The organism is Dyella acidiphila (genome assembly GCF_014863405.1).
Taxonomy (GTDB): domain Bacteria; phylum Pseudomonadota; class Gammaproteobacteria; order Xanthomonadales; family Rhodanobacteraceae; genus Dyella_B; species Dyella_B acidiphila.
Map to the genome: position 1 here is coordinate 285,152 of NZ_JACZZA010000002.1, position 23,540 is coordinate 308,691.

At 59.2% G+C, this 23,540-nt stretch carries 24 protein-coding genes; 20 read left to right on the forward strand and 4 right to left on the reverse strand.

Annotated features, from left to right (window positions below; genetic code table 11):
* Window positions 1-149: 149 nt before the first annotated feature.
* Complete coding sequence (locus IGX34_RS05805) at window positions 150-545, forward strand: hypothetical protein (protein ID WP_192554742.1); 396 nt, start codon at window positions 150-152, stop codon at window positions 543-545.
* A 119-nt stretch (window positions 546-664) separates the two neighbouring features.
* On the opposite strand, the gene IGX34_RS05810 is transcribed toward IGX34_RS05805, so the two are convergent.
* Complete coding sequence (locus IGX34_RS05810; RefSeq protein WP_192554743.1) at window positions 665-2,059, reverse strand: carbohydrate porin; 1,395 nt, start codon at window positions 2,057-2,059, stop codon at window positions 665-667.
* A gap of 195 nt (window positions 2,060-2,254) precedes the next feature.
* Between IGX34_RS05810 and IGX34_RS05815 the strand changes: the two genes are divergently transcribed.
* Entirely contained in the window at window positions 2,255-2,854 is a 600-nt protein-coding gene (locus IGX34_RS05815) for a hypothetical protein (protein ID WP_192554744.1), read from the forward strand.
* Between the two features lie 16 nt (window positions 2,855-2,870).
* Here IGX34_RS05815 and IGX34_RS05820 read toward each other — a convergent pair whose 3' ends face one another.
* The 3 genes from IGX34_RS05820 to IGX34_RS05830 form a co-directional block, all read right to left on the reverse strand.
* Window positions 2,871-4,166: a glycoside hydrolase gene (locus IGX34_RS05820; RefSeq protein ID WP_192554745.1), complete on the reverse strand. Its 1,296-nt coding sequence runs from the start codon at window positions 4,164-4,166 to the stop codon at window positions 2,871-2,873.
* A 115-nt stretch (window positions 4,167-4,281) separates the two neighbouring features.
* Complete coding sequence (locus tag IGX34_RS05825; protein ID WP_192554746.1) at window positions 4,282-5,436, reverse strand: serine hydrolase domain-containing protein; 1,155 nt, start codon at window positions 5,434-5,436, stop codon at window positions 4,282-4,284.
* A gap of 204 nt (window positions 5,437-5,640) precedes the next feature.
* On the reverse strand, window positions 5,641-7,398 hold the full coding sequence (locus IGX34_RS05830) for a peptide-N4-asparagine amidase (RefSeq protein WP_225737277.1): 1,758 nt from the start codon (window positions 7,396-7,398) through the stop codon (window positions 5,641-5,643).
* A gap of 481 nt (window positions 7,399-7,879) precedes the next feature.
* On the opposite strand from IGX34_RS05830, the gene IGX34_RS05835 reads away from it, so the two are divergent.
* The 18 genes from IGX34_RS05835 to IGX34_RS05920 all read left to right on the forward strand — a co-directional run bounded on the left by IGX34_RS05835 (window position 7,880) and on the right by IGX34_RS05920 (window position 22,649).
* On the forward strand, window positions 7,880-9,388 hold the full coding sequence (locus IGX34_RS05835) for a serine hydrolase domain-containing protein (RefSeq protein ID WP_225737258.1): 1,509 nt from the start codon (window positions 7,880-7,882) through the stop codon (window positions 9,386-9,388).
* Window positions 9,389-9,461: 73 nt separating this feature from the next.
* Window positions 9,462-9,830 (forward strand): DUF6249 domain-containing protein, encoded by a 369-nt coding sequence (locus IGX34_RS05840; protein ID WP_192554748.1) that lies wholly within the window; start codon window positions 9,462-9,464, stop codon window positions 9,828-9,830.
* Window positions 9,823-10,392: a sigma-70 family RNA polymerase sigma factor gene (locus tag IGX34_RS05845; protein ID WP_192554749.1), complete on the forward strand. Its 570-nt coding sequence runs from the start codon at window positions 9,823-9,825 to the stop codon at window positions 10,390-10,392. The genes IGX34_RS05840 and IGX34_RS05845 overlap by 8 nt, the downstream gene beginning before the upstream one ends.
* Entirely contained in the window at window positions 10,389-10,712 is a 324-nt protein-coding gene (locus tag IGX34_RS05850; protein ID WP_192554750.1) for a DUF5056 domain-containing protein, read from the forward strand. The genes IGX34_RS05845 and IGX34_RS05850 overlap by 4 nt, the downstream gene beginning before the upstream one ends.
* A gap of 315 nt (window positions 10,713-11,027) precedes the next feature.
* The gene (locus IGX34_RS05855) at window positions 11,028-11,297 is read left to right on the forward strand and encodes a hypothetical protein (RefSeq protein ID WP_192554751.1); all 270 of its coding nucleotides are present in this window, start codon (window positions 11,028-11,030) and stop codon (window positions 11,295-11,297) included.
* Window positions 11,298-11,306: 9 nt separating this feature from the next.
* Window positions 11,307-11,765, forward strand: coding sequence for a hypothetical protein (locus IGX34_RS05860; RefSeq protein WP_192554752.1), 459 nt, complete (start codon window positions 11,307-11,309; stop codon window positions 11,763-11,765).
* A gap of 113 nt (window positions 11,766-11,878) precedes the next feature.
* Window positions 11,879-12,706: an oxidoreductase gene (locus IGX34_RS05865; protein WP_192554753.1), complete on the forward strand. Its 828-nt coding sequence runs from the start codon at window positions 11,879-11,881 to the stop codon at window positions 12,704-12,706.
* A gap of 61 nt (window positions 12,707-12,767) precedes the next feature.
* Window positions 12,768-13,433, forward strand: a complete 666-nt coding sequence (locus tag IGX34_RS05870; RefSeq protein WP_192554754.1) for a hypothetical protein — start codon at window positions 12,768-12,770, stop codon at window positions 13,431-13,433.
* Between the two features lie 260 nt (window positions 13,434-13,693).
* Window positions 13,694-14,401 carry a DUF4386 domain-containing protein gene (locus IGX34_RS05875; RefSeq protein ID WP_192554755.1) on the forward strand — a complete coding sequence of 236 codons (708 nt, stop codon included), beginning with the start codon at window positions 13,694-13,696 and terminating at the stop codon, window positions 14,399-14,401.
* A gap of 329 nt (window positions 14,402-14,730) precedes the next feature.
* A complete protein-coding gene (locus IGX34_RS05880; RefSeq protein ID WP_192554756.1) occupies window positions 14,731-15,174 on the forward strand; it encodes a hypothetical protein in 444 nt (147 codons plus the stop codon).
* Between the two features lie 332 nt (window positions 15,175-15,506).
* Window positions 15,507-16,052: an RNA 2'-phosphotransferase gene (locus IGX34_RS05885; protein WP_192554757.1), complete on the forward strand. Its 546-nt coding sequence runs from the start codon at window positions 15,507-15,509 to the stop codon at window positions 16,050-16,052.
* A gap of 127 nt (window positions 16,053-16,179) precedes the next feature.
* A complete protein-coding gene (locus IGX34_RS05890; protein ID WP_192554758.1) occupies window positions 16,180-16,917 on the forward strand; it encodes an rRNA pseudouridine synthase in 738 nt (245 codons plus the stop codon).
* Between the two features lie 632 nt (window positions 16,918-17,549).
* The gene (locus IGX34_RS05895; RefSeq protein WP_192554759.1) at window positions 17,550-18,197 is read left to right on the forward strand and encodes a hypothetical protein; all 648 of its coding nucleotides are present in this window, start codon (window positions 17,550-17,552) and stop codon (window positions 18,195-18,197) included.
* 104 nt (window positions 18,198-18,301) lie between these two features.
* Complete coding sequence (locus tag IGX34_RS05900) at window positions 18,302-18,580, forward strand: hypothetical protein (RefSeq protein WP_192554760.1); 279 nt, start codon at window positions 18,302-18,304, stop codon at window positions 18,578-18,580.
* A gap of 35 nt (window positions 18,581-18,615) precedes the next feature.
* A complete protein-coding gene (locus IGX34_RS05905) occupies window positions 18,616-18,993 on the forward strand; it encodes a VOC family protein (protein ID WP_192554761.1) in 378 nt (125 codons plus the stop codon).
* Between the two features lie 104 nt (window positions 18,994-19,097).
* Entirely contained in the window at window positions 19,098-19,328 is a 231-nt protein-coding gene (locus IGX34_RS05910; RefSeq protein ID WP_192554762.1) for a hypothetical protein, read from the forward strand.
* 67 nt (window positions 19,329-19,395) lie between these two features.
* Window positions 19,396-19,878 (forward strand): DUF3592 domain-containing protein, encoded by a 483-nt coding sequence (locus IGX34_RS05915; protein WP_192554763.1) that lies wholly within the window; start codon window positions 19,396-19,398, stop codon window positions 19,876-19,878.
* 314 nt (window positions 19,879-20,192) lie between these two features.
* On the forward strand, window positions 20,193-22,649 hold the full coding sequence (locus IGX34_RS05920; protein ID WP_192554764.1) for an ABC transporter permease: 2,457 nt from the start codon (window positions 20,193-20,195) through the stop codon (window positions 22,647-22,649).
* Window positions 22,650-23,540: the final 891 nt, after the last annotated feature.

Sequence of the window (23,540 nt, forward strand, 5' to 3'; positions counted from 1 at the left end):
TATGTAGCGCGTAAAACAGCGCAGAAGTACGCTGAAAAAAAGGGGACTCTCGCCAGAGATCCCCTGCAGCCGGCTGCAGTATTCACAACTCCGAATTCCGCACGTCCACACGGGGCGGGCATTCACCGCGGAATCTTTCGGAGCTACCCATGAAACTACCGGTTGCGATACTTCTTGCCGGCGCACTGGCGATCAGCCAGGCCGCTCATGCCGACAAAGTCTGGAACGACAATGCCAATTCGACTATCAACAACTGGATATCCGGCATGTACGCCGGTATCGGCGGAGAGCTGGGCACGGTACTGCAGGACTGCCAGAGAGCCCAGGCCATCGACTGCCAGGTGACCATCCAGGCAAATGGCGGCGTGCATGTCAGCGCCTCCGACGACCAGAATCATTTCACCGTACGCTTTGCCGGCGCCCATGTGCAATACGACGCCTGCCATATCTATCCGAAGAATCCCGGCAACGCGAGCGACAAATCACTGCGCGGCGCCAATTGCTACGACCCCGGTCACGTGGCCCACTACTACAAACTCAATTGATGCAAAGACTCGCGTAATTTAAAGCGGCGGCGCGAGCCAAGCGCTTGCGCCGATTGCGCCACGATGGTTCGCGATCCCTGCTCTGCGAGCCATCGTTTTTTATTGCCGCAAGCACCGATTCAATAAGAGAACGACAGGGAACTCATCCACGTCAGCGCCTTCGGCTGCTGCGGCGAGGGAATCGGATTGACGGTATAGCTCAGCTGGTTGGATAGATAAATGCCGCGCCGCACGCGGTACACGTAAGACAGCGCATAGTTGCGGCTGAAATCCACCGCCGTAAAACCATCGGCCTGGCGCATGTGCTCGAACGAACGGCTGAGCTGATTAAAGGTGTAGCCCAGCGCGATCACGTCATAGGGGCGCGCGAACGGACCCAGCATATACAAGGTGGCGCCGACATCCCCGGCGTACACATTGCGATCGGGCGGCGCGTAATCGGCCTTCACGTTGATATAAAACCCTCGATACGCCTGCGCGGCATCGGTCTGCAGAATTTGATAATCACCCACCAGGTAATAGGCGTAATTGCTGCCGGCATAGCCACCGCGGAAATTGGCAAACTGTGTCTGGTTGTAGATCACGCCCTGGCGCAGCCACATCATGTGCTGCTGGGGCGTGGCATCCAGCTGATAGCCCAGCTCATTGATATAGAGCGGCCCGGCGCCGGGGATATGCCACTTCAAGCCCCAGAAATTATTGCTGTGCCAGTCCGCCAGCGGTCCGTCCGGATCCGCGCTGCGCGTCACGCCGATACGGTCGTAGAAATGCTTGCTGGGCGAAGCCAGGCGCAGATTCGCCTCGGGCGCGGTTTTGTTGAAAATAAAACCGACCTCGTAGGGAATTGAACTGCCGACACCCGCCGGCGAAGTAGTGGAATTAGTGCCCAGGGAAAACCCATAAAACTGGTTGCCCAATTCTTCATATCCGTATTGCACCTGCACGCGCCCGTCGTTGAAGCGCTGGGTGATGTACAAGCTGTTGATGGCGAAGCCGGACGGATTTTCTCCCACATAGGAAAACGCCTGCACGTTCGCGTTGATCACTAGCTGCGAGGCGCCGGCAAAGCCGATGCGGGACAAATCGTAGACCAGGTACGCATAGGTATTGGCGCGATACGTGGGATCCTGCCCGATATAAAGCTGAGGCCGCGCGCCGTGATCGAGCAGATCGAAGGTGCCGCCCACCACGCTGCCGCCTTCGATCAGCCAGCCCTTGTCCGCCAGCTTGCGGCGGAATTGCCCCATCTCCGGCGACATGGTTTCGCAGGTGCTGATCGCCGGATTGGTCGTGCCCTGCGGCAGCAGATCGTCATAGCGATGGCACGGTGCCATATCGGTATTGGCGCCGATACCATCCGAGTCCGCCAAGGGCACCAGCTTGGCGTGCGCGTTACCGCTAACGGCCGATAAGGCCAGCAGCAGGCCTGCAGTCCATATTGAGCTGACATGGCGAGATTTCAGCGACAAAACGAACTCTCGCACCAGCGTGGGGAACGGGCGCAACAGGTACATGCGATTGTCGTGGGGAGTGGGGCGTTATGGGCTACGGTAGTCAGGCCGCCTATCCAAATACAGTGCCAGATGTCATATCCGGTACAGTAATATGAGCCTCCCCTCGTAAACAGCTAAAGCGCGTGCATGGCGTGATCGCACGCCAGCAGATCGCGCGGTAGGATGCGAGGGTCCAAGGTCCCTACCGGGCTGCCCATGAGTATTTCCAGCGTAAGCAGTACTCAGTTGCCGGCCGTAAGTGGCCTGGCGGCATCCCGCTACGCGCATCATAAAAAAGCGTTCGGCGAATCAAAGCCGGTCGCCTCTCCCGCCGCCACCGGCGCCTCCACCGACAACGCCGGCCAACTCGCATCGGCGATTGCAACGGCACTGGCGCAACTGGGTCTTACTGCGGCGCCGGGTTCCACCGCCAGCACGGCCATCGCTACCTCGGTAACGCGTGCACCGAGTGCCGTCGCCACGCAAAGCCGCACCGCCCTCGCCACCGAACCGGGCCAGCAAAAGGCGCAGCAACAGGTCCAGCAATACCGCAATGTCGCGTCGACCTTTTCCAGCCTGGCCCAGGCCCTGGATGCCAGCTCGCGCTATACCTCATCCACGCCCAACGGCAACGGCAGTCTGACCACGGTGTTCCAGAATCTGTGGTCATCCCTCGGCGCCACCTCTGCGACGCAAACAGACGCGGCCAGCAATGCCCTGCCCAGCCTGCAATCGTTTATGCAGACGCTAACGCAAAATGTCGGCGAAAGCGGCATTGCAGGCTTACGCGGAATGTTTGTCGATACCGTCGCTTGAACTACGGCATATCCGCTTACGTTTTCCGCGCGTAGCCAGCCGCGCGCAGCAAGATCAACCAGAACAGCAGCGGGATAAACACCGCATACGCATACTGCCCGCGCGCCACGCCCGTTCCGTAAGGAAACCAGATGCCCGGAATACCCAGGGCATTGAGTTCCGTCGCAAACAGGCCAACGCCGACCAGGATGGCGCAAAGCGCGGCCAGATAATCCGACAACCTGGCTGCGCGGATCACACCCAGTCCGATGATCCCTACATAGAGCGCGGCATAGCCCAGGCGAGCGGCTTCCACCAACAGATCGGCGCCCAGCTTGAGCGCATGACTGGCTTCCGGCATAAACCACGGGCGCCCCATCAGCGCGCCGACCGCATAAGCCACTGCAAGGCCACCCACCACATGGCCCAGCCACGGATAGCGGTTCACGCGAAACCAGTCCCGCCATGCCAGCGTCCATGCCGCCAGGTTGAGCGGCTTGAGGATTACGACCGTGGCGAGGTCATAGCTGCGCAGGCTCAGCCAGGGCGTCCAGTAGAACAGCACCTGGTTGACCCGCAGCAATGCCAGCAGCAGCAGCGCCATGGCCAGCCAGCGATAGGTATCCGGAGTCCGGCATGCGATCAGTGCGAAGACCATCAGCGCCAGCACCACAAAGGCGCACGGCTCGATCGCATCCGCCACATACCCTTTGAAAGTCTGCAGCCATTGCAGCTGATGCAGCGCGTCGATGCTTTGCGCATCGCCGATCGCCGGTGCCACATGAATGCCGCCGTTGTCGTCTCCCGCATCGAGCGGATCCATCCATACGCGGAACGCAATCAGATAGGTATTCGTGCCAGCCGGCGACCACGAAGCCAGCGGAAATACACTCGGCCGTACGCCGAGCACTTTTGGCACGGCGCCCGAAAACACACCCGAGCCACCCTGTAGTTTGCCGTTGACGTACACCTGATACGTCGAATCGACCAAGGTCGGTCCCGCCAAGGCAAGCGGAACAGCATGATCGCCGGCCACAGTGATTTTCAGCCGATACCAGGCATAGCCGGTGTATTGCGCATGGCCGCGCTTGCTCCAGCCCGATACATAGCCAGGCAATCCGACATCGCCATCATGGGCACCCGGCGCGGGAGTGAGATCGACGGTCTCCCACGAACTGTCGTCGAAATCCGGCGAAGACCAGCGCGGATCGTCGCCCACATGGAATCGCCACGGCCCGTTCAACGCAACAGTCGAATGACCCAGCGTGACGTTTGCGACCGGAGCCGTTTCAGCCCAAGCCACCCGGCTGCCGAACATGAAAGCCGTAACCACGCAAAGAAAAACCAGAAGCCCCGAACGCCGCATCGAATCGCTCCCTGCTGTGTCCTCGCGGAGTCTAAGCGAGACTTCAGGAAAACGCATAAGCGACACCCGTCGCCCGCTAACGCTAGCGCCGGGCAGCGCCCTTCTGCGTCCGATAAGCCTGCAAAACATCAATCACAAACTCAGGCGGCTTACAGCCCTGGAGATTGGTAAGCACAATGGCGGTGAGATGGCTCTTGGGCAGCGTGGTAATCCATACCGCTGCACCGCCGCCCGAAGATACGCTCGGCTCGGCGGTACCCGGCAGCGGATACGGAATGAACTCCAGTCCGAAATCGCCCGCCGAGCCGTCGCGCAGTTTGTAAGGGGCGCTCATCGTGGCCAGGCTTTGCGGCGTAATGATCTTGCCGCTCCATAATGCGGACTCCCACCGCACCATATCCTGGATATTGCCGTTGAGCCCCGCCGCGGGCGTCAGCCATGCGGGAGCTGCTTTGGAACCGAAGGCATGAATGCCTTCTTTGGACATCACAGGCTGGCCTTTCGCATCGATTTGCAGCTTCAAATGATCGGGCGTCGGCGCCACCGCGGTATACAGTGAAGCGCGGCCCGGCACCACCGCCCAGCCGTCACCCCACTGCATATCGGTAATACCCAGGGGTTTGAGCAGGCGATCTTCGATGTAAGTCTTATACGGCTTGCCGGTAACTCGCTCGATGATGTCGCCCAGCAGCATGTACTCAGTCTGGTTGTACACCGTTTTCACGCCCGGCTCGCCGACCGGACGCGTCACCAGCAGTTTCATCAAATCGGCTTGCGTGCCCGCCAGCGGCAACACATTTACGTCATCCGGCGCATCGCCATCCGGCAAGCCGGATGTGTGCGCCAGGCAATGCCGCACGGTAACCGCGCCCCAACTCGGCGGCAGTTCCGGCAGATAGGTGCGCACCGGTGTATCCAGCGATACCTTGCCCGCTTCCACCAGGGTCATGATCGCAACGGCGGTAAATTCCTTGGTGGTGGAGGCGAGCGTAAACAGCGTGCGGTCGCTGACCGGCACGTTCAATTCGACACTGGCCAGACCATAGCTCGTTTCCTTGACCAGTTTTCCATCCTGGATGATGGCCACCGAAGCGCCTGGAATCTGGCGGTCCTGCATATAGTGCTTGACCGCCCGATCCACCTCGTCACCGGCAGGCTGCTCGGCAGCGAAACTTGCAGTCGCATGCAGGGCTGCCAACGAACAAGTCAGAACAACGGCAACGGCGAATCGGGACATGGCTTTGGTCCTTCAAGGTCAGTCAAATAGAAGTCCACCTGGTTTCGCCATAAGAGCGTAGCCGTCGACCGAATACATGTGCGGGAAGAGACAGTGACTATCGCCCTAGACTGCGCGCGTGCGGCCATGCCATGGCTATCCGTGCGCGCAAACAAAAAGGACCGGGTGACCGGTCCTTTTTGCCTGCATCATGCTTGAATCAACTCAGGGCAACAGCTGCACCGTGGCCCCATACAGGCTGGACGCATACTGCGAGAAGCTGTCGCGCCAGGAGAGGTTGTTGAAGCCCAGCCAGCAGCCGTGGCCATCCACCCAGCCGGTGAGTGCGTTGTCCTTGGAAGAGATCTTGCGGCTGTAGCACTCGGCGAAGCTGTCTTTGTACCGATAATCCTGCGTGCTATACGTATCCGTTACACCAGTCACTTGCTCGGCGGCGTTAAAGAGAATGGTGTTATTGCCCTTGAACGTGTTGTCGAGCGAGGCCGAGGCCGGCAAGGCAAACGCTGGCAGCAGCGATACCGTCTGGCGGTAACCCTGCTCCTTTACGTCGCTGTATTGCTGGTAGGTTCCATCGGTCTGCTGGAAAAAGCCCAGGTTGAGCTTGAGCGGATAGCTCAGGTGCTCACGCAGCACCACCGCATTCCAGCGACCATCCGAACGCGTGGTGGTCGAATCCACCGTCGTGTTCTGCACGATGTTTTCGCCTTCGCTATTGGTCGGCAGCGTGTAGTCCTGCGAATTGGAAAAATCGACGGTCTGCGCCACTTCGGTTTTCACCACGCCATGCGAGGTAGCCACCTGGCCGGTAATGGTGAATTTGCGCTTCGAGGTAACCGTGATGTTTCCGCCGGTGATGTTGTTGCTCGAATCCGTGGTGAGATTCTCCACTACCTTGGGCGTGGGCGCGGCAGTGAGCGTATTGGAAATAAGCGAACCGGTTACCTGCTTCGAACCGTGATCGAGATACAGCAGCAAATTGCCGGCCACACTGAAGTACTGGTTGGCATTGAAGACGCTCAGCGAGACGCTATGCGTCTTGCCGTCGTCGAGCAGGCCGGCGAAGGGCGTGAGGTCGACGCGATACGGAACGAACGACAGCGTCTGCACGCCGGGCGTCGGCTCCCACAGCCAGGGATTGCCGGTGCCGCCGGTATAGATCCACGGATACACCGGCGCAACGCCGGCCGGCTGGCCATCGATGCTCACCTCGGTTTCGCGGAACGCCGTGTTGTTGCAGCCGAAGAAGCTCAGCTGCCCCTGGTCGTTCGGATTGCAGGAGTACCAGATTTCATCGTTGCTCTGGCTCTGCGCGTACACGTCCAGATAAGCGCGCTCGATGTTTCGCGGCAAGGCGGTATAGGTGGCGGTGTATTGATCCGACGTCGTGTTCAAGGCGTAAGTGCCATTGGCCTGATTCGAATTCATCGACAGCACCACGTCCGGACGCGGCTGCAAGCTGGACTTATCCTCGCCGCGCGGCACCGGATAGAAATACAGGGTGGCCGAGCCGCTGAGCTTGCCGTCGTAAGGACCTTCCACGTAATTGACGAAGTCGGAATGGCCGGACTGCGCCGTCTTGAGCACGGCGCTGTAGTCGGTCACATCCTTTTCGATATGCCAGGTGGTGGCATTGGGCGGCGCAACGCTGGGTTCCTGCGTGGTGCCGAAATACAGAATCGCCCCGCCCATCCAGATCGAGCCGGTGCGATCGAACTGGTTGGTGCCGAGCATGCTCATATCGATGCTGAGCACGACCTTTTCCCACGGACCGGGGCATGCAGCCGGCGGCGTGTAATTGATCGGCGTCGGGCCGCTAGGATTATCGAAAGACTGGTTGGTGTAGAGCGTGACCACACACGGCGTGGTCGGCGGCCGCGGCACCGTCGGATCGGCCACGGCCACATTGTGCGAGCCGACCGTCAGGGATTGCGCCGAGACATTCGAAAAGCTCGCGCAGATCATGACAGCCAAGGCGCATTGCAAGAGGGGAAACTTGGGATTTCGGACAGCATGCAAGTGAGTCGACACAGCACTACCTCCCGTTCACAGGTGACATTTCAATCGATAAAAACCCCAGCCCTGCATGTGTTATCACGGCCCCTGGTACCCCGCAATCTGCACTGCAGCGTAGTGTGACCGGACTAACACGGATCGAACAATTACCCGGCGCGCAGGCCGTTACATACCTGTCTTTGGCGTCCGGCAGGAGGTCGCTGGTGACACCACAACGTTGAATCTTGCGTTGTCGTCATCCCCGCGAAAGCAAGGACGATTCACACCGACTCGAAGCCCAAAGCCCGGTAAGCGCAGAAAACAGCCGGCAGCTCCAAAGCAGCTACCTACCTTCGGCCTGAAACCGAACCCGGCTGAATCCAATCGGCGAGGTCGCTGCATCTAAGGGATCAATACCGCCATGTCGGCCGGTGCCCCAGAGAGCCCCTTCATGATCGACCGCCCCGCCATCACCCGTGCGCTTCGGCGAGCCCCCTTGTGGGCCGCCTTGTCGCTATCCTGCATCGCGATGCCCTCACCGGCCGCCACGGCCATGCATCCGCAGCTGCCCGACACGCCGGTGGGCCGCATCGCCGCAGAGCTGATGCGCCATGCCAATACCGACACTCCCGCGCAAATCCGGCAATGGGCACCCACACTGCTGTCGACATCTGTAGCCGATGACGACAGGCAGGCCTTTGTCACCGACCTGGTCTCTGCGGCGCGCGACAGCGGCGGCCTGGACGTATTCGATGTGCGCACCGATCCGCATCAGCCGGGCTTGCTCGAAGTCGCGGTGAAAGGCCGTCGCAGCGCACAAGCCGGCTTGTTCTGGCTGGTTGCCGACGCGACGCATCCCGATCAGCTTGGGGATGCACACCTGGTGGCGATGGACGATCCGCTTTACGCCGACTGGCCCAAAGGACCGGTATCGCACGCAGAACTGCGGACCCGCATCCACGCCATGCTCGACCGACTGGTGAGCACCAGCGACTTCTCCGGCTGCGTAACGGTTGCCGACGGCGGCGAGACGGTATTCGACGAATGCCGTGGTTTGGCCGAACGCAACTTCAACGTGCCGGTCGATCGGCAGACGAAATTCCACATCGCCTCGGTCGGCAAGATGTTCACCGCAGTGGCCATTGCGCAACTGGTCGAGGCCGGCAAGCTGTCGTGGAATGACACGCTAGCAGAACGGGTACCGGAATATCCGGACCAGGCCGTGGCGAAAAAAATCACGGTGTGGGAACTCCTGCACCACACCTCGGGCCTGGGCGATTTCATGGTGCCGGAATATTTCGAGCACCCCGAACACTTCGTCAAACCGGCGGACTACCTGGCACTGATCGCCCGCCAGCCCAAAATGAGCGAGCCGGGCAAGGCATTGAACTACAGCAACGCCGGCTACGTGCTGCTTGGACGCATCATCGAGAACGTATCCGGCGAAAGCTACTTCGACTATATCCAGCAGCATATTTTCGAACCCGCGCAGATGACAGCCAGCGGCTTCGACAGCGAAGACCAGATCGTGCCGGGGCTTGCAGTGGGCTATTTCCACGACGACGGGGTGTTCTCCCATACATGGAAGGCCAACTGGGTACAGGGCATCTACAAGGGGAGCCCCGCCGGTGGCGGCTATTCCACCAACGCCGACCTGCTGCGCTTCGCCGCGGCCCTGCATGGCGGCAAGCTGATCAAGCCCACCACCCTGGCGAAGATGTTCGACGACGAAGTGCCGGCCGGTCCCGGTGCCATTGGCGCCGGCATCGACGAACGCCTCTCCCACGGCCTCCACATCCGTGGTCACCAAGGCGGTATCGAGGGCACAACGTCAAACCTGGAGATGGTGTCGGAAACCGGTGCGGCGGTCGCCCTGACCAGCAATGAAGGAATGTCGCAACACTGGCTGCTGGCCGAAAAAATTGCCGACCTGCTGACTGCCGAAGGCGCACACCACTGAATTTCGATCGGCGCATTACCGCATTATCTGCCGTTAGAACCTTTACTCTCGATACGCCAACTGGAGCAAAACCATGGAATACGTTTTCATTCCCCTGATCGTCATGGGCGCGCCCGTGATGATCACCTTTATCGTGCTGCGCTACAGCCACCGGCGCACCCAGGCGCGTTACAACACCCTGCTGCAGCTGGCCGACAAAGGCGTGGAATTGCCGCCACAATTGCTGCTGGAACCTGGGGTCACCTATTGCGAGCGACGCCGGGCCCTGGTACTGATCGGTGGCGGTCTGGGTTTGATCGCGATGTTTCTGAGCCTGCCGGGCCAGCTCGACAGCGGCCTTGGCATCAACCGCCTGTGGGGCATCGGCCTGTTGCCGCTGATGACCGGCCTGGGCTACCTCGCCAGTTGGTGGTTGAACCGGCGAGGGGACTTGCGTGGCTGATAGCGCCGCCGAGGCGCGCATCGATCAGGCGCTGGTGACACGCATACGGCTGGGCGGCGACCGCCGGGCCTTCGAGCAATTGGTACGCCGCAACCAGGGCATGGTGCGCGCGCAATTGCGCCGGCTGCTGCACGGCGACGAGGCGGCAGCAGACGACCTGGCGCAGGAAACCTTTATGCTGGCCTGGCGCAACCTCGACCAGTTCCGCGGCGAAGCACGCTTTTCCAGCTGGCTGTATCGCATTGCCTATACCTGCTTTCTGCAGGCACGCCGCGCACCCATGCGGCACGATGGCATCGATGACGAAACGCTGGCGCAGCTGCCCGCGCCAAAGCATGCAGTCGACCTGCAGCTCGACCTGGAACGCGCCATGCAGCGGCTATCCACAGCCGAACAGGCGGTACTGCTGCACTGCGCGCAGATGGGCCTCAGCCACGAAGAGGCATCCTATGTATTGGCCATGCCGCTCGGCACCGTAAAGACCCACGCCCTGCGCGGCAAGGCAAAATTGAAAACGTGGCTGGCGGACTGGCGCGATGCCGCGACGGAGGAAGCATCATGAACGAATCTCACGACGACAGCATCGAAACCCTGCTGCGCCGCCAATTCGACGGCCCCGTTGCGGACGATGGTTTCAGCGATCGGGTAATGCAGCATCTGCCCACCCGCCGTCGCCGCGCCGCATGGCCGCTGTGGCTGGGTGCGCTGACCGGAGCCGCGGCATGCTGGATCTGCCTGGTCAATGTGCCGCTGCTGCGCCTCGGCTGGCGGGACTGGCTCGCTGCCGACCTGTCGGCGCCGGTGATCGGCATGTGGCTGGCGATGGTGGCCTTGTCGCTGCTGGCGTTGGGGTGGGGCTTGGTGGAAAGCAGAAGTCGCTGAAGATGGCTGCGGCACCAGAGCACGCGACACGCAGTGCTTCCATCTGCGTGGACGTCATTCCCGCGAAAGCGGGAATCCATTTGCTCTGATGCAAAGGCGAAGATGGATTCCCGCTTTCGCGGGAATGACGGCAATAGTAGCGTCCTCGCACTCAGACAAAAAAAGGGACCATCAAGGGCTGGCTCCCTTCCAGGAAATGGCAAATACTGGTCATCTATACAAAACAAATTCGGCCATAGATGACTGAGGGCGACAGGAATGTCAGAGCGATGGTACGAACAATCGCCAATGCCACGAAGGATAGCGGGAGCCGCCATGCTGGCCATTGGCGCCTTCGGCTTGTTTATATCCATTGGAGTGCCGCTCTTACAGCACAAGCCGCCCACCCTGCTTTGCTTTCCTATCGCTGCCTTTTCCCTTCCTTTTTTTGCGCTAAGTTTTCCCTACATCGCTTTTGGAATGCGCGCCGTACGTCATTTCGGCGAACCTCAAAACATCAGAGATTGGCGACCTAAGTACTGGATACCGCTATCACTGCTAGGCATGTTGGCCGCCCTATGGATTGACCATCATTACGACACCTAAGGGGCAGTCATGACTGAAATCCGGATCGACATGCGCTCGTACCGATGGGTTGGGTTTGGCTCTGCAGCTATCTGGCTGCCATGCGCGGCCCTCGCGGCAACATCGGGCCAGTTCGCTCCATCGCTCGGCTTCGCAATATTTGCCCTATTGGGACTGTATATTGCCTTCAGCTCAGGAACGTATGTCATCGACGAAGACAAAATTGCGCACAATGCCGCAATAGGTCATTGGCAAATGGCATGGAGGGAAGTGTCCTCTGCGCAATGCAGCCAGATGGGCTCATTGGTGTTATTGGGTGGACATAAGCGCTTTCTAATCGCCCCACCCTCCTGGTGGCCGCGCGATTGCCGACTCGAAGGAGTGCGCTTTATATCTGAGCAGCTTGCAGCCCACAGCATTGCACCCACACCGAACCTGCTAGCCGACTACAAGTGGATGAAAAACACCAGGGTCAAGCGCCAGGCATAACGTTTAAAAGCGTCTACCGCCTTACCCGAGATTCAATCCACCTCTTTTCGAGATTCACCCGGCTACCATAGAAACCCCACTGGGCTGACTACCTCAATACGCGGAGTTACATCATGGCGACAAAAACCTGGTTTGTTACCGGCATCTCCCGCGGATTCGGCCGGACGCTTTGCGAGGAACTCCTCCGGCGCGGCCACAAGGTGGTCGGCACCACTCGAAATGGCACTTCCGGGCCGGCCCATCAAAACCTTATCGAGCTGCCGCTTGACGTCTCCGACGAAAAGCAAACGCATGAGGCGATTGCCCAGGCCATCGCCAAGGCGGGGCGCATCGACGTTGTCGTCAACAATGCCGGCTTTGGCCTGGTGGGTGCGGTCGAGGAAGTATCCACTGCCGAAGCCAGACACGTATTCGAAACCAACTTCTTCGGTACATGGAACGTCATACGCGCGGTGCTGCCCCACCTTCGCGCCAATCGAAGCGGGCATATCGTGAATTTCTCCTCCATTGGCGGCATTACCGGCTCCATGGGGAACGGCCTCTACAACGCCTCCAAGTTCGCCGTCGAAGGCTTGTCGGAAGCACTGGAGGTCGAGCTCAAGCCCTTTGGCATCACCGTCACCATCGTCGAACCCGGTTATTTCCGCACGGATTTTCTTTCGTCATCGTCGATCCAGCAGGCAGCGAAAGTGATCGACGCCTACGCAGAAACCGCAGGGGCAACGCGAAACGCCGTATCCGCCCGAAGCGGCAGCCAGCCCGGCGATCCCGCCAAAGCGGTGGCGGTGATCATCGATGCCGTCGAATCCCATGCGCCGCCGCTTCGCCTGCCGCTGGGGCCCGATGCCTTTGCACGTATCGATGCGAAGATCGCCAGGCTCAGGCAGGACATGGATCAGTGGCAAGCAGCAGCGTCAGATACGCAATTCGATTCGCAATGAATGGCCTGTTATTTGGCTCGGCATATTCAGACCTGCGCAAACCAGGTCTGAAGGGGCCGGTATGAACAGATCACGGGTAGTGCTTCTGGCCGCACTGCTTCTCCCTGCAGCCTGCGCCCACGATGCAAGGGTTGCCAGCGACAACCAGGAGCCGGTACAGCTGCATCCCTCTCCATCCGATGATTGCCTGTATACGCTATGGAAGCGAATGCTTCCTTTCATGAAGAAAAACAATAGCTACATGAGCATCGATGACGTCGAGCGATTGACCGGCGTAAAGATGCAGCATGAATCGAAGGTAGGTCCGACCGATACCGTGGGAATCTACGAACAATTTACTTTGCCGCCCACACATCACCCCCTTCCGCCTGCCCTGTCGCTTCGGGTGGAAACTCACGAGGAAACTCTGCCCATCAACGAAGCACCCTTTACCTGGCGGGGATCACAGTGGCAATCGGGCTCGTCTTCAACGGTATATCTCGAATGCCTCGGTGGACCCGGTGCCGCGCTTACGCCTGCAGAAGCTGCAAGAGACATAAAGGCCATGGGCCTGCATTCGGCAGGCGTATTAAGCAAGGGGATGCAACGCCAGGAAGTTTTTGTCGATGACTGGAATGAACAGATTTCCATCTACTACACCAGTCCCTCGATCGTCAGCTCGACCGTCGACTCTGTGCGAATCACTGGCGTGAAAGCACCGAAAAAGCCTCCTATCGAACGGCAATGATCTGAAAGAAGATTCCGAACTACTGATCCAGGCCGACAATTCAAAAGCCGCCATGCGTTTTAGAACGGCTTAATCCGCCCCCAGAGCAGACTCTCCCTTAGGGAAGAGCCGCACCGTAAGACTTGATCCTACCTATGTCACGGTGACGTCTGGCACTCGTCGTTGAATTGGCCTCTGTATAGCGTCAGGTGGACGAAAGTCCTGTATGGAACGCTTTACCCATTGATATGGCGCCGACCGCCGGCGCTACGGGGAGTGCCATGGCAAGTACCGTGATCGATCGCTCACAGCGTATCGCCGCGAGGACGGCGGGCGCTCTATATCTGCTACTGATGGCTTGCGGCGTATTTGGCGAATTCAATGCGCGAGGCCGTCTTATTGCGGACAACGATCCTGCCAAGACGGCAGCCCTTATCACCGGGCATTTGCAATTATTCCGCATCGGCATCGTCAGTGACCTGGCGGCTTTTTCCGGTGACATCGCCATGGCAGTGGCGCTATATGTGCTGCTTCGTCCGGTCGGGAGGTATCTGGCCCTGCTTGGCGCGTTTTGGCGGGTGGCGGAAGCTGCGGTACTCGGGGTGATTACGCTCAATAGCGTGACCATGTTGCTACTGCTTACCGATGCGCGCTATGCCTCGGTGTTTTCAAGCCAGCAGATACAAAACCTCGTTTGGCTATTCAATGACACGCATGATGCCGGCTACAACATCGGCGTGGTCTTTCTATCGCTTGGCTCTATGGTTTTTAGCTGGCTGCTGCTCAAATCCCGCTATATACCCCGCCTACTCGCGGGATTCGGCTTGCTGGCCTATACGCTGATGTTGATTGGAACGGTTGCCAACATCGTATGGCCTGATAATCGCGTGGGCGTGAATTTCGATACGCCAGCCGGACTTTACGAAATCACTGCCGGCTTGTGGCTGCTTCTTCGTGGCATCAAGGAGCCGCAGGATCGCCGGCGATAAGGAACAATCCGGCGCAGGGCCATCACCCCATTCTGCCTATGCACAACAGGCGCATGTCGATTCAGAAGACGGCGGTACCTGGTGTGATTTCAGAGCCGAAAAAGCCTGTTCCATGACAGGTGTTCGTGCTTTTCAATCGCCCCGTGACTTTGGTCACGACATCGCGCGTGACTTTGGTCATGACATCGCGCGTTACTTTAGTCACGACGCCAATTGCCTCAAAAAAAACGATACCAAGTGTCATTTTTTTTAATGAACTCTGTTCGTTTTATTTCCTTTTGCAAGCCGAAAATGATGCAACGGACATAGGCGTCCGTTTGGAGGCAACTATGAAACGCCTGATCATAGCCCCGACCATCGCCCTGGGTTTTGCATGCATCGGCAGTATCAGTGCTGCCCAGGACCAGATTCACACCACCAACTTGCCAAACTTCACGGTTACCGCACCCGCAGACCAATACGAAACCTACGTCGTCGACTTGCACACTGGCTACGGCCTGGAAGCTTTTGTCGGCAACACGCACAGCCAGTACATGCAAGCAGCGCGGGCAGCCGAAAGATCCGAAGCGCTGCGGAAACTGGGCATGTCCCCGCAGCCACTCGTCGCCATGGCCATCGACAATTCAAGCGGACCGGGCGTAGCGAAGCGGATCCTTCTGAGCGACTCCGCCCAAAGTACGGTTGCCATCGTCGATGTGTATTGCAAGCGGGCGGTGCCGATCGGACGCAAACACTGCCAGTTATTTTCCCGGCAGACTCAGGTCAGCGTATAGCTAGGACCTGGAGACGGTGTTGCTCACTCCGATTGACGCGGTTTATTTGTGCTCGCCAACCGTTAATGTTCCTTTTGGCTCTCCCTTGACCCTACGTGTCACCCTCAATCCGACGTCCCCTGCTCGCCCGTCGGCTTGAAAAGTCCAAGCACAACAGATAGTCGCAGAGTGATATAACGCTCGCAAAAAGCAGGCCGGAGGTAGTTGAAAGCATTCACTACCTCCGTCTTGCTTTCTGGAGGGTGCTGCGTTCCGGCTTGAGGTATGCGGGTGGCAAACCCCATTAACTCAATTCAAAATACCGGACGTGACCCCAAAGGATCAGAAGCGTCGTGGACAAGACTCTCGTCTCCAAAAGCAAATTTCTTAGCCTGGTGCTCAGGCACCAGCCGGAATCGATTGGACTCATGCTCGACCCCAACGGATGGGCAGACGTGCAAGAGCTTGTTCGTCTCGCCAATGCACATGGCAATCGCATAACGTTCGACGATATTCGGATTATCGTCAGCCTCAGCGAGAAGCAGCGTTTCGCGCTCGATCCTTCCGGCCTAAGAATCCGGGCAAATCAGGGGCACTCCGTCAAGGTGGATCTTGAGCTTTCGCCTCTCCAACCTCCGGAAATCCTCTATCACGGAACCGCCACGCGCTTCCTGCCTTCCATCCATCAATCGGGCTTGCTAAAGGGTGCAAGGCATCATGTCCATCTTTCGCGAGATGCGGACACGGCAAATGCGGTCGGACGCCGCCATGGGCAGCCTGTGATCCTCACCATTTTGGCTGAGGATATGTGGCGCAGCGGGCAGATGTTCTATCAGTCCGATAATGGGGTCTGGCTTACCGACCACGTTCCGGTTTCTTGGATCAAATTTCCAGCCTAGATTTTTGGGGATAGCAGCTGTCTTTCTACTTCCGGTAATGGGGCCGGAATGGTTAAAGTGGACTAACTACCTCCGGCCCGTTTTTCGCAGTCGTTACACTGCCCATCTCGTTTCCCTGGCCATTCCCATGCCCGATCCGGTTCGACTTTCCCATCGCGTCTCCGAGCTGTTCGGCCTGTCACGTGCCGAAGCGGAGCAATTCATCGAGAACGGCTGGGTGTCGGTCGATGGCCAGGTGATCGAGATGCCGCACCATAAGGTGACCGTCGAGCGTGTCGAACTCGATCCCAACGCTCGTCGGGAAGCGGTGGAGCCGGCGACGATCTTGCTGCACAAGCCAGCAGGCATCAACGCCATCTACGGTGACAAGTCAGCCATCACGCTGGTAACTCCAGCAACACGCTGGGCCGATGACCCTAGTGGCGAACGTCTGCTGCGCCGCCATTTCCATCGTTTGACGTCGCCCGTGCCGATGGACGTCGAAGCCAGTGGCTTGTTGGTGCTTACCCAGGATGGCCGGGTATGGCGCCGCCTGACCGAAGATGCCGGCCTTATCGAGCACGAGTACGTCGTGGAAATCAGTGGTGAGATCGCGCCCGACGGTCTGGACCGGCTCAACCATGGCCTGAGTTTTAACGGTCGTACACTGCCACCGTGCAAGGTCAGTTGGCAGAACGAAACCCGGCTGCGCTTCGCCATCAAAGGGGTGCAAGACGGACAGCTGCGCGACATGTGCACACAGGTCGGGCTGACTTTAGTGTCGATCCGTCGACTGCGCATCGGCAAGGTCGCGCTGGGCAAGGGCCCGAACGGCGCCATGCCAGCGGGAATGTGGCGCTATCTGCCGGTGGGCGAGAAATTCTGAAACAGCGCGTTTCTTCGGCGATGCCAATAGTGTGAACACGAACATGCGCAGGTAATGGGGCCCGGCAATGAGGCCAGAGGTGGTTAAAGTGGCTTAACTACCTCCGGCCCGTTTTTAGAGACAGGCCCGTTTTTAGACAATATAAGGTCAAATTTCCAGTGGCTATGAACCGTAATGCGCTCAAGTGGAAGCTGTTGGCTTGGCTAACATGCACCTCTATCGGGGCAGTGATAGGCCTACTGTTGATTCCGCTAAATCATCTGATTAATGTCTTCACTGGGCATAAAGAGTTTCCCGGCGAAAGCTTGCTCATTTTCTATCCGTTTCTCTTGTTTGGCGTGATTTCCGGATTTGTGGGCGCTATTCGGATGCGGCCGAGAATTTGGGGTTAGGTGACCTTTGCCCTTGCTCAAGAGGTCCGCTTTCGACCCAATTGGCGGTAATGCGGTAATGGGCCGGAGGTAGTCAAAGTGGACTAACTAACTCCAGCCCGTTTTTCGTTCAGCGTTTCACCAGGTCATACGCGGACGCCAGCGAGATACCGCAAGACGAACAGTTCCTGCCTCTAGGGTCTCTCTTCGATCCGAAGCGGACGATCGGCGATAAGCACTACAAGAGCAAGGAAGCCTTAAATGTCGACACCTCAGCATTCACGCTTGATCAACGCGGCTGCCAAAGCAGCACTTCGCCCTCTTGGTTGTGTACAGAAGGGTCGTTCTAGAACCTGGCTTGATGACCGTTCCTGGTGGATCGGAGTTATCGAGTTCCAGCCTTCTTCCTGGGCTAAAGGAAGCTATCTGAACGTTGGCGCGTGCTGGCTTTGGTATGAGAAGGATCACTTATCATTTGATGCTGGAAATAGAGTTGGGAGCTTCCAGCCGTTCATGGTTGATGAGCAGTTTGCGCCAGTGGCCAAAAAACTGGCGGAACGGGCGAGCCAAGAAGTAATCGCCCTGCGTGGTCGCTTCCCATCGCCTTCGCATGTGCAGACGTGGCTCGCTGCAAAGCCATGCACCTCGATATGGGATCACTACCATTTAGCCGTGTCGACCGGACTGTCCGGGGAAACAGCACAGAGCAAGCAGTCCTTCGCTGACGTGATATCTGATCCAGATGAGAGACCTTGGGCCACTGAAATCAGGCGGCGAGCCGCTGAGTTCATGCGCTGCCTGGAGCTTGGAAATGGATTTGAGGCAGAGGTCATGGGCACCGTTAAACGCACAAGAAGCTTGCTTGGGCTCCCGCCCTTACCGGAGGATGCCGATGCACGCTTCGAATAGAAGGGAATATTCCCGCAGAGTTCGTTCTGCACCCGAGGCAGGCTTTATAGAAATGGTCAACCTGTGTATCTAGTCAGCTACTGATGATGAATGCGAGCAAGCGAATGAATAAGCCTTCATTAGAAGGAAAAGAATACCGCAGCGCATTCACGCTCTACAGCTCGGATGGAAAGCGCGCTGCGGAGGTGCTGGAGTTTCGCCATGGTGAAACATATCTCGACGAGCGGGAATGGCTCGATGGCACCACCTTCAAGAATAGGCATTCCGGTAGCTTGGTCGGCCCTTTCGCCTCGCCAGAGGATGCGCGTAAATTCATAGTGGACACCTGCTGGTTTCGCGGAACCCAGGACCACGCGTCCGTTAGCGACTCAAAGCAAACATAGCCATATTCAGCCGGACGGAGCCTGGGGAGGCCACCATGGCAGAGCAAACGGTACGGGAATACGCCTCTCATCGGTGGTACGCACGGCCGGTATGGTTTGTATCCAACATCCAGCATTCTCTCGATTTCTATGTCGGCAAGCTCGGGTTTGAGAAGCAATGGCACGAGGCGGATGGCAAGGGCGGCGTATGCCAGGTGCACCGGTCGGGATGCGAAATCATCCTTTGCGAAGATGCCGGCCGCCGTGACCGTGGCCGACTCTTTATCGAGTTGACGCGCGAGGGATTCGAAGGGTTGCTCAGGGAGGCCGCAGAGCGGTCCATTCCCACCCAGAAATCATGGTGGGGCAATGACGTCATACGCATTCTGGATCCCGATGACAACGAGCTTCTCTTTCCGGTTTCGAACGAGTGAGTCAGGGTGCGATCTGTGTATGAGCGCCGTCATCGACACACCGGACACCGTTGCTGGTATTAATTGCTTTACGCGTAAAATGCAGGCTACACCGGAGGTAGCACATGAATAGCGACAATCGCGCATGGTTTGGCCCCAAGCGGATCGGCTGGGGTTATGGCCCACGTAGCTGGCAAGGCTGGCTTACCGTGGCCATCTACGCGCTGCTGATGATGACCTTGCCGACGTTTTTGGGGCCGCAACTGGGTCAGAACGGGGTCCGGACGGTATGGATCGTTTTGACGGTGCTGTTCTTTGTCGTGTTTTTCTGGAAGCTGGATCGACGCGCCTCCTGATGAGGAAGACGCGCCATCGTTTAGCGCCAATCTTGCTGGATCACCGGCCATTTCCAAGAAGCCGGCCATGAGCGAGCACGCCCACAAGCCGCCGAATCAGCTGGAGTCAGCGTCGGGGACACTGGCGATAGCACTATCTGTCGGCTTGGGCGCTCTGATTCTTTTCTTGGCGGCAAGCCTCGGCTATCGCCAATTGGCGTTTGCGGTGGAGTCACGCACCGCGCATGGAACCGTGACGAAGGTCGAGCAGACCCAGTCCATGCACAAAGGTGGGGTCAGAATTACGGATTGGCCGATTATTTCGTTTCCCAATGCGGCCGGTAACACCGTGACCTTCAAGCCCAAAGAAACATGGGATTTTCTTCACTATGCAATCGGGCAAAAAGTAGACGTGCTGTACTTGCCGGATGAGCCCGCAAGCGCGCAGATAGATTCGTTCGTACCTTTGTTTGGGATCCCGGTTTTTACCGCTTTTATCGGGGCTGCATTTATCGTGCTGCCATTCCGTATCAAAAAGAACTGGCAGCGCGACAGGCGTAAGCACCGCTGATTGCGTGCATTCGCTGCGAGCGTCCGGCGACGAACTCTGCTGTCCATTTGCGGACACCCCGATCCGGATCCGGACAATGCAGCGCAATGGCGATGCCCCATCACCGCCATCAAGCCTTGATCCACAAGGCTTTTTCTTTTGGCTGCCACCTGGCATGCCGCTTGCCATACCCGCTACATGACTATGGCAAATCCGCTATACCGCACCGGGCGACAACGCCCCTCGCCGTTTATGATCGACCGCAACGCGCCAGCTGCATTACGCCGATGCGCGCGTTGCATGGGGAATAAATCGATGCACGGACGGGGTAGCGCATGACGATCTGGCTTAGGGATATCTGGCACGCCTGGCGCGCCTTCCTGCGCCGGCCCGGTTTTCTGCTGCTGGCTGCCGGCGTGCTGGCGCTGGGGGTGGGTTCGGCCAGCGCGGTGTTCACCATGATCGATGGCCTGCTGCTGCGTCCCCTGCCCTATGCCGAGCCGCATCAGCTGGTGGCGATGGGGCAGCTGTATCAGCGCAATGTTGGCGGTATCTCACCGCAGCAGTACCAGCAATTGGCTGACCTGCCCGGCGTGGGCTCGCTCGGCGTGTTCAAGGGCGATCCGAGCGCCACCAACATCGCCGGCTATGGCGAACCGGTGCAGGTGCCGGCGCTGGAAATGGATCGTGGCCTGCTTGCCACCTTGCGCATACAGCCTGCGCTGGGGCGCAACTTTACGGCGCAGGAAGATCAGCCGCACGGACCACCGGCGGTGATGCTGTACCACGGCTTCTGGCTGCGCCGCTTCGGCGGCAACCCGGCAGTGATCGGCCAGACCCTGCAAGTGGAAGGGGTGGCGCACACCATCGTGGGCGTGTTGCCGGCGGGGTTCGATCTGGACCAGGCCGACATTGCACTGCCTACCGCCTTTGTCGCGCATTCCGACGACGATGGCACCAATTACACAGCGGTCGCCAGGCTTGCGTCCGGCTTCACGCCGCAGATGCTGGGTGCGCAGGTGGACACGCGCCTGCGTGCCTTCTACGTTGCACGCGGCGACCGCGCCTACAGCCCCGCGTTCTGGCAGCGCATGCATTTCGGCACGCAGGATTTCAGCGCGGAAGAACACACAAACCAGCACGCCACGTCGCTGATGTGGCTGGCATGCGCCTCGCTGCTGTTGCTGATTGCGGTAGTCAACCTCACCAACCTGATGATGCTGCGCGCGATGGGGCGAAATCACGATGCTGCCGTGCGCGGCGCACTCGGCGCGTCGGTCTGGCGCGTGGCGCTGCCCTCCATGGCGGAGGGTGTGCTGATCGGTGTGCTTGGCGTGTTGTTCGGGCAGGCGCTGGCGGCGCTGGGTTTATGGGCGCTGCGCACCTGGATGCCGGCCGACTGGATGGCGGTGGAATGGACGCGCCCCGGCGGCCTCAGCCTTGGCTGGCCCGCGTGGAGCCTGGCAGCGGCGGTGGGCCTGTTCGGTGCGCTGGTGGCGACTGCGCTGGGCCTGTGGCGCGGCCATGCGGCCTTGTCGATGGATAGTTTGCGCGAGGGCGGTCGTAGCGGTCTCAGTCGCCGCAGCGGTTTTTTGGGCAGGTTGCTGGTGATCGCGCAGGTAGCGCTGGCTTCGCTACTGCTATGCACGGCGGGGGTGTTCCTGCACAGCTTGTTGATGGCGGCCAAAGTCGACCTGGGTTTCGACGCGCGTGGCGTACTCACCTTTGAACTGGCGCCGGTGAAAGCCACCTATCCGGATGTACCTGCGGTGCAGCTGTTGTCGCAACGCCTGGTTGATCGGCTAGAACACATTCCCGGTGTACGCCAAGCCACCGCCGGCACCAATCTGCCCGCCGGCGACAACAGCGGACAGTGGAACCTGGGCGGCCTGCATGTGCTTGGCGGGGAGGATTTCAGCGCGCAGGTTCATACCGTGGTGCCCGGCTACTTCCAGGTCTTCGGCATCAAGCTTCGCCAGGGGCGCCCGTTCGCAACGACCGATGTGCGCGGTGGCGAAGTGGTGGCGATCGTCAATCAGCGGTTTGCCGATAAATATTATGCGGGCCACGCGCTGGGCCAGACCATTCAGCGCGGTTCGGGCGCAGACATGCTCTCGGCGCATATCGTGGGCGTGGTGGCCGATACCTATCAATTCGGGCCCGAAGATCCCGACTCCGTCCAGCCCATTCTGTACCTGCCGCTGACGCAGATGCACGAGGACGATCTGAGCATGTTCCGCGTGTACGAGCCGATGCGCTTTGCGCTGAAGGTGCAAGGGCAACCGGATAGTTATCGCGATGCCGTCAAGCAAGCCGTGCGCGAAGTGGCGCCCGACCAGCCGATCAACCATGTGTACAGCATGGCCTACATCGTGCACGACACCACCACCGACACCGAATTCAACCTGATGCTGATCGGCCTGCTCGGCGGCCTGGCGCTGCTGCTTGCGGGCGTGGGCATGTATGCGGTGATGGCCGTGGCGGTGGCTGCGCGCGAACGCGAGTTTGGCGTACGTGCGGCGCTGGGTGCTTCGCCGCGCCGCTTGTTGCTGCAGGTGTTGTGTGCGGGCCTGTTGCAGATTGTGCTGGGGCTGTCGGCCGGTGTGGTGCTGGGTGCGGCGGGAGCTGGCGTGCTGCGTGCCGTGGTGGTGCAGCTTGGGCGCAACGTGTTCGATCCCTGGGCCATTCTCGCCGCCTGCGCGGTGCTTGCCAGTGCGGGCATGTTGGCCTGCCTGGTGCCGGCGGTGCGTGCCGGGCGCACGGCGCCGATGCGGGCGTTGCGCGGGGAGTAGGTGCACGTGAGGCGGTTATCCCTGCGATTTAGCTTCCAAAGTTTTTCCTAGGCACCTCCACCAAATCAGCGCGGCACTACCGACCCACCAAGAACTTTAAAAGCGCCTCACCGTCATCCCAGCGGAAGCTGGGATCCAGCGACTTCCGACACCACAGGCACTGGATCCCAGCTTTCGCTGGGATGACGGGCAGAAGAGCACGGAAATCCCGCCAAGTCAGCGCGGCGCCACCGCCCCATCAAGAACTTCAAAAGCACCTCACCGTTGTCCCAGCGAAAGCTGGGATCCAGCGTCTTTCGGCACCACAGGCACTGGATCCCAGCTTTCGCTGGGATGACGGGCAGAAGAGCGTGGAAATCCCGCTAAGTCAGCGCGGCGCCACCGGCCTACCAAGAACTTTAAAAGCACCTCACCGTCATCCCAGCGGAAGCTGGGATCCAGCGTCTTTCGGCACCACAGGCACTGGATCCCAGCTTTCGCTGGGATGACGGGCAAAAGAGCGTGGAAATCCCGCCAAGTCAGCGCGACGCCACCGACCCACCAAGAACTTTAAAAGCACCTCACCGTCATCCCAGCGGAAGCTGAGATCCAGCGTCTTGCGGCACCACAGGCACTGGATCCCAGCTTTCGCTGGGATGACGAGCAGAAGAGCGTGGAAACCCCGCCAAGTCAGCGCGGCACCACCGACCTACCAAAAACTTCAAAAGCACCTCACCGTCATCCCAGCGAAAGCTGGGATCCAGCGTCTTGCGGCACCACAGGCACTGGATCCCGGCTTTCGCTGGGATGACGAGCAGAAGAGCGTGGAAATTCCGCGGGAACCAAGTATTGAAGCGCTGCTACCGTACCGCGAGGTTCGATTCACTCCGCACCCACCACACCCCAAACACC

Coding starts and splice junctions, on each gene's coding strand:
- IGX34_RS05805 (WP_192554742.1), top strand. CDS start 150: ATGAAACTACCGGTTGCGATACTTCTTGCCGGCGCACTGGCGATCAGC.
- IGX34_RS05810 (WP_192554743.1), bottom strand. CDS start 2,059: ATGTACCTGTTGCGCCCGTTCCCCACGCTGGTGCGAGAGTTCGTTTTG.
- IGX34_RS05815 (WP_192554744.1), top strand. CDS start 2,255: ATGAGTATTTCCAGCGTAAGCAGTACTCAGTTGCCGGCCGTAAGTGGC.
- IGX34_RS05825 (WP_192554746.1), bottom strand. CDS start 5,436: ATGTCCCGATTCGCCGTTGCCGTTGTTCTGACTTGTTCGTTGGCAGCC.
- IGX34_RS05830 (WP_225737277.1), bottom strand. CDS start 7,398: ATGATCTGCGCGAGCTTTTCGAATGTCTCGGCGCAATCCCTGACGGTC.
- IGX34_RS05835 (WP_225737258.1), top strand. CDS start 7,880: ATGATCGACCGCCCCGCCATCACCCGTGCGCTTCGGCGAGCCCCCTTG.
- IGX34_RS05840 (WP_192554748.1), top strand. CDS start 9,462: ATGGAATACGTTTTCATTCCCCTGATCGTCATGGGCGCGCCCGTGATG.
- IGX34_RS05850 (WP_192554750.1), top strand. CDS start 10,389: ATGAACGAATCTCACGACGACAGCATCGAAACCCTGCTGCGCCGCCAA.
- IGX34_RS05855 (WP_192554751.1), top strand. CDS start 11,028: ATGCTGGCCATTGGCGCCTTCGGCTTGTTTATATCCATTGGAGTGCCG.
- IGX34_RS05860 (WP_192554752.1), top strand. CDS start 11,307: ATGACTGAAATCCGGATCGACATGCGCTCGTACCGATGGGTTGGGTTT.
- IGX34_RS05865 (WP_192554753.1), top strand. CDS start 11,879: ATGGCGACAAAAACCTGGTTTGTTACCGGCATCTCCCGCGGATTCGGC.
- IGX34_RS05870 (WP_192554754.1), top strand. CDS start 12,768: ATGAACAGATCACGGGTAGTGCTTCTGGCCGCACTGCTTCTCCCTGCA.
- IGX34_RS05875 (WP_192554755.1), top strand. CDS start 13,694: ATGGCAAGTACCGTGATCGATCGCTCACAGCGTATCGCCGCGAGGACG.
- IGX34_RS05880 (WP_192554756.1), top strand. CDS start 14,731: ATGAAACGCCTGATCATAGCCCCGACCATCGCCCTGGGTTTTGCATGC.
- IGX34_RS05890 (WP_192554758.1), top strand. CDS start 16,180: ATGCCCGATCCGGTTCGACTTTCCCATCGCGTCTCCGAGCTGTTCGGC.
- IGX34_RS05895 (WP_192554759.1), top strand. CDS start 17,550: ATGTCGACACCTCAGCATTCACGCTTGATCAACGCGGCTGCCAAAGCA.
- IGX34_RS05900 (WP_192554760.1), top strand. CDS start 18,302: ATGAATAAGCCTTCATTAGAAGGAAAAGAATACCGCAGCGCATTCACG.
- IGX34_RS05905 (WP_192554761.1), top strand. CDS start 18,616: ATGGCAGAGCAAACGGTACGGGAATACGCCTCTCATCGGTGGTACGCA.
- IGX34_RS05910 (WP_192554762.1), top strand. CDS start 19,098: ATGAATAGCGACAATCGCGCATGGTTTGGCCCCAAGCGGATCGGCTGG.
- IGX34_RS05915 (WP_192554763.1), top strand. CDS start 19,396: ATGAGCGAGCACGCCCACAAGCCGCCGAATCAGCTGGAGTCAGCGTCG.
- IGX34_RS05920 (WP_192554764.1), top strand. CDS start 20,193: ATGACGATCTGGCTTAGGGATATCTGGCACGCCTGGCGCGCCTTCCTG.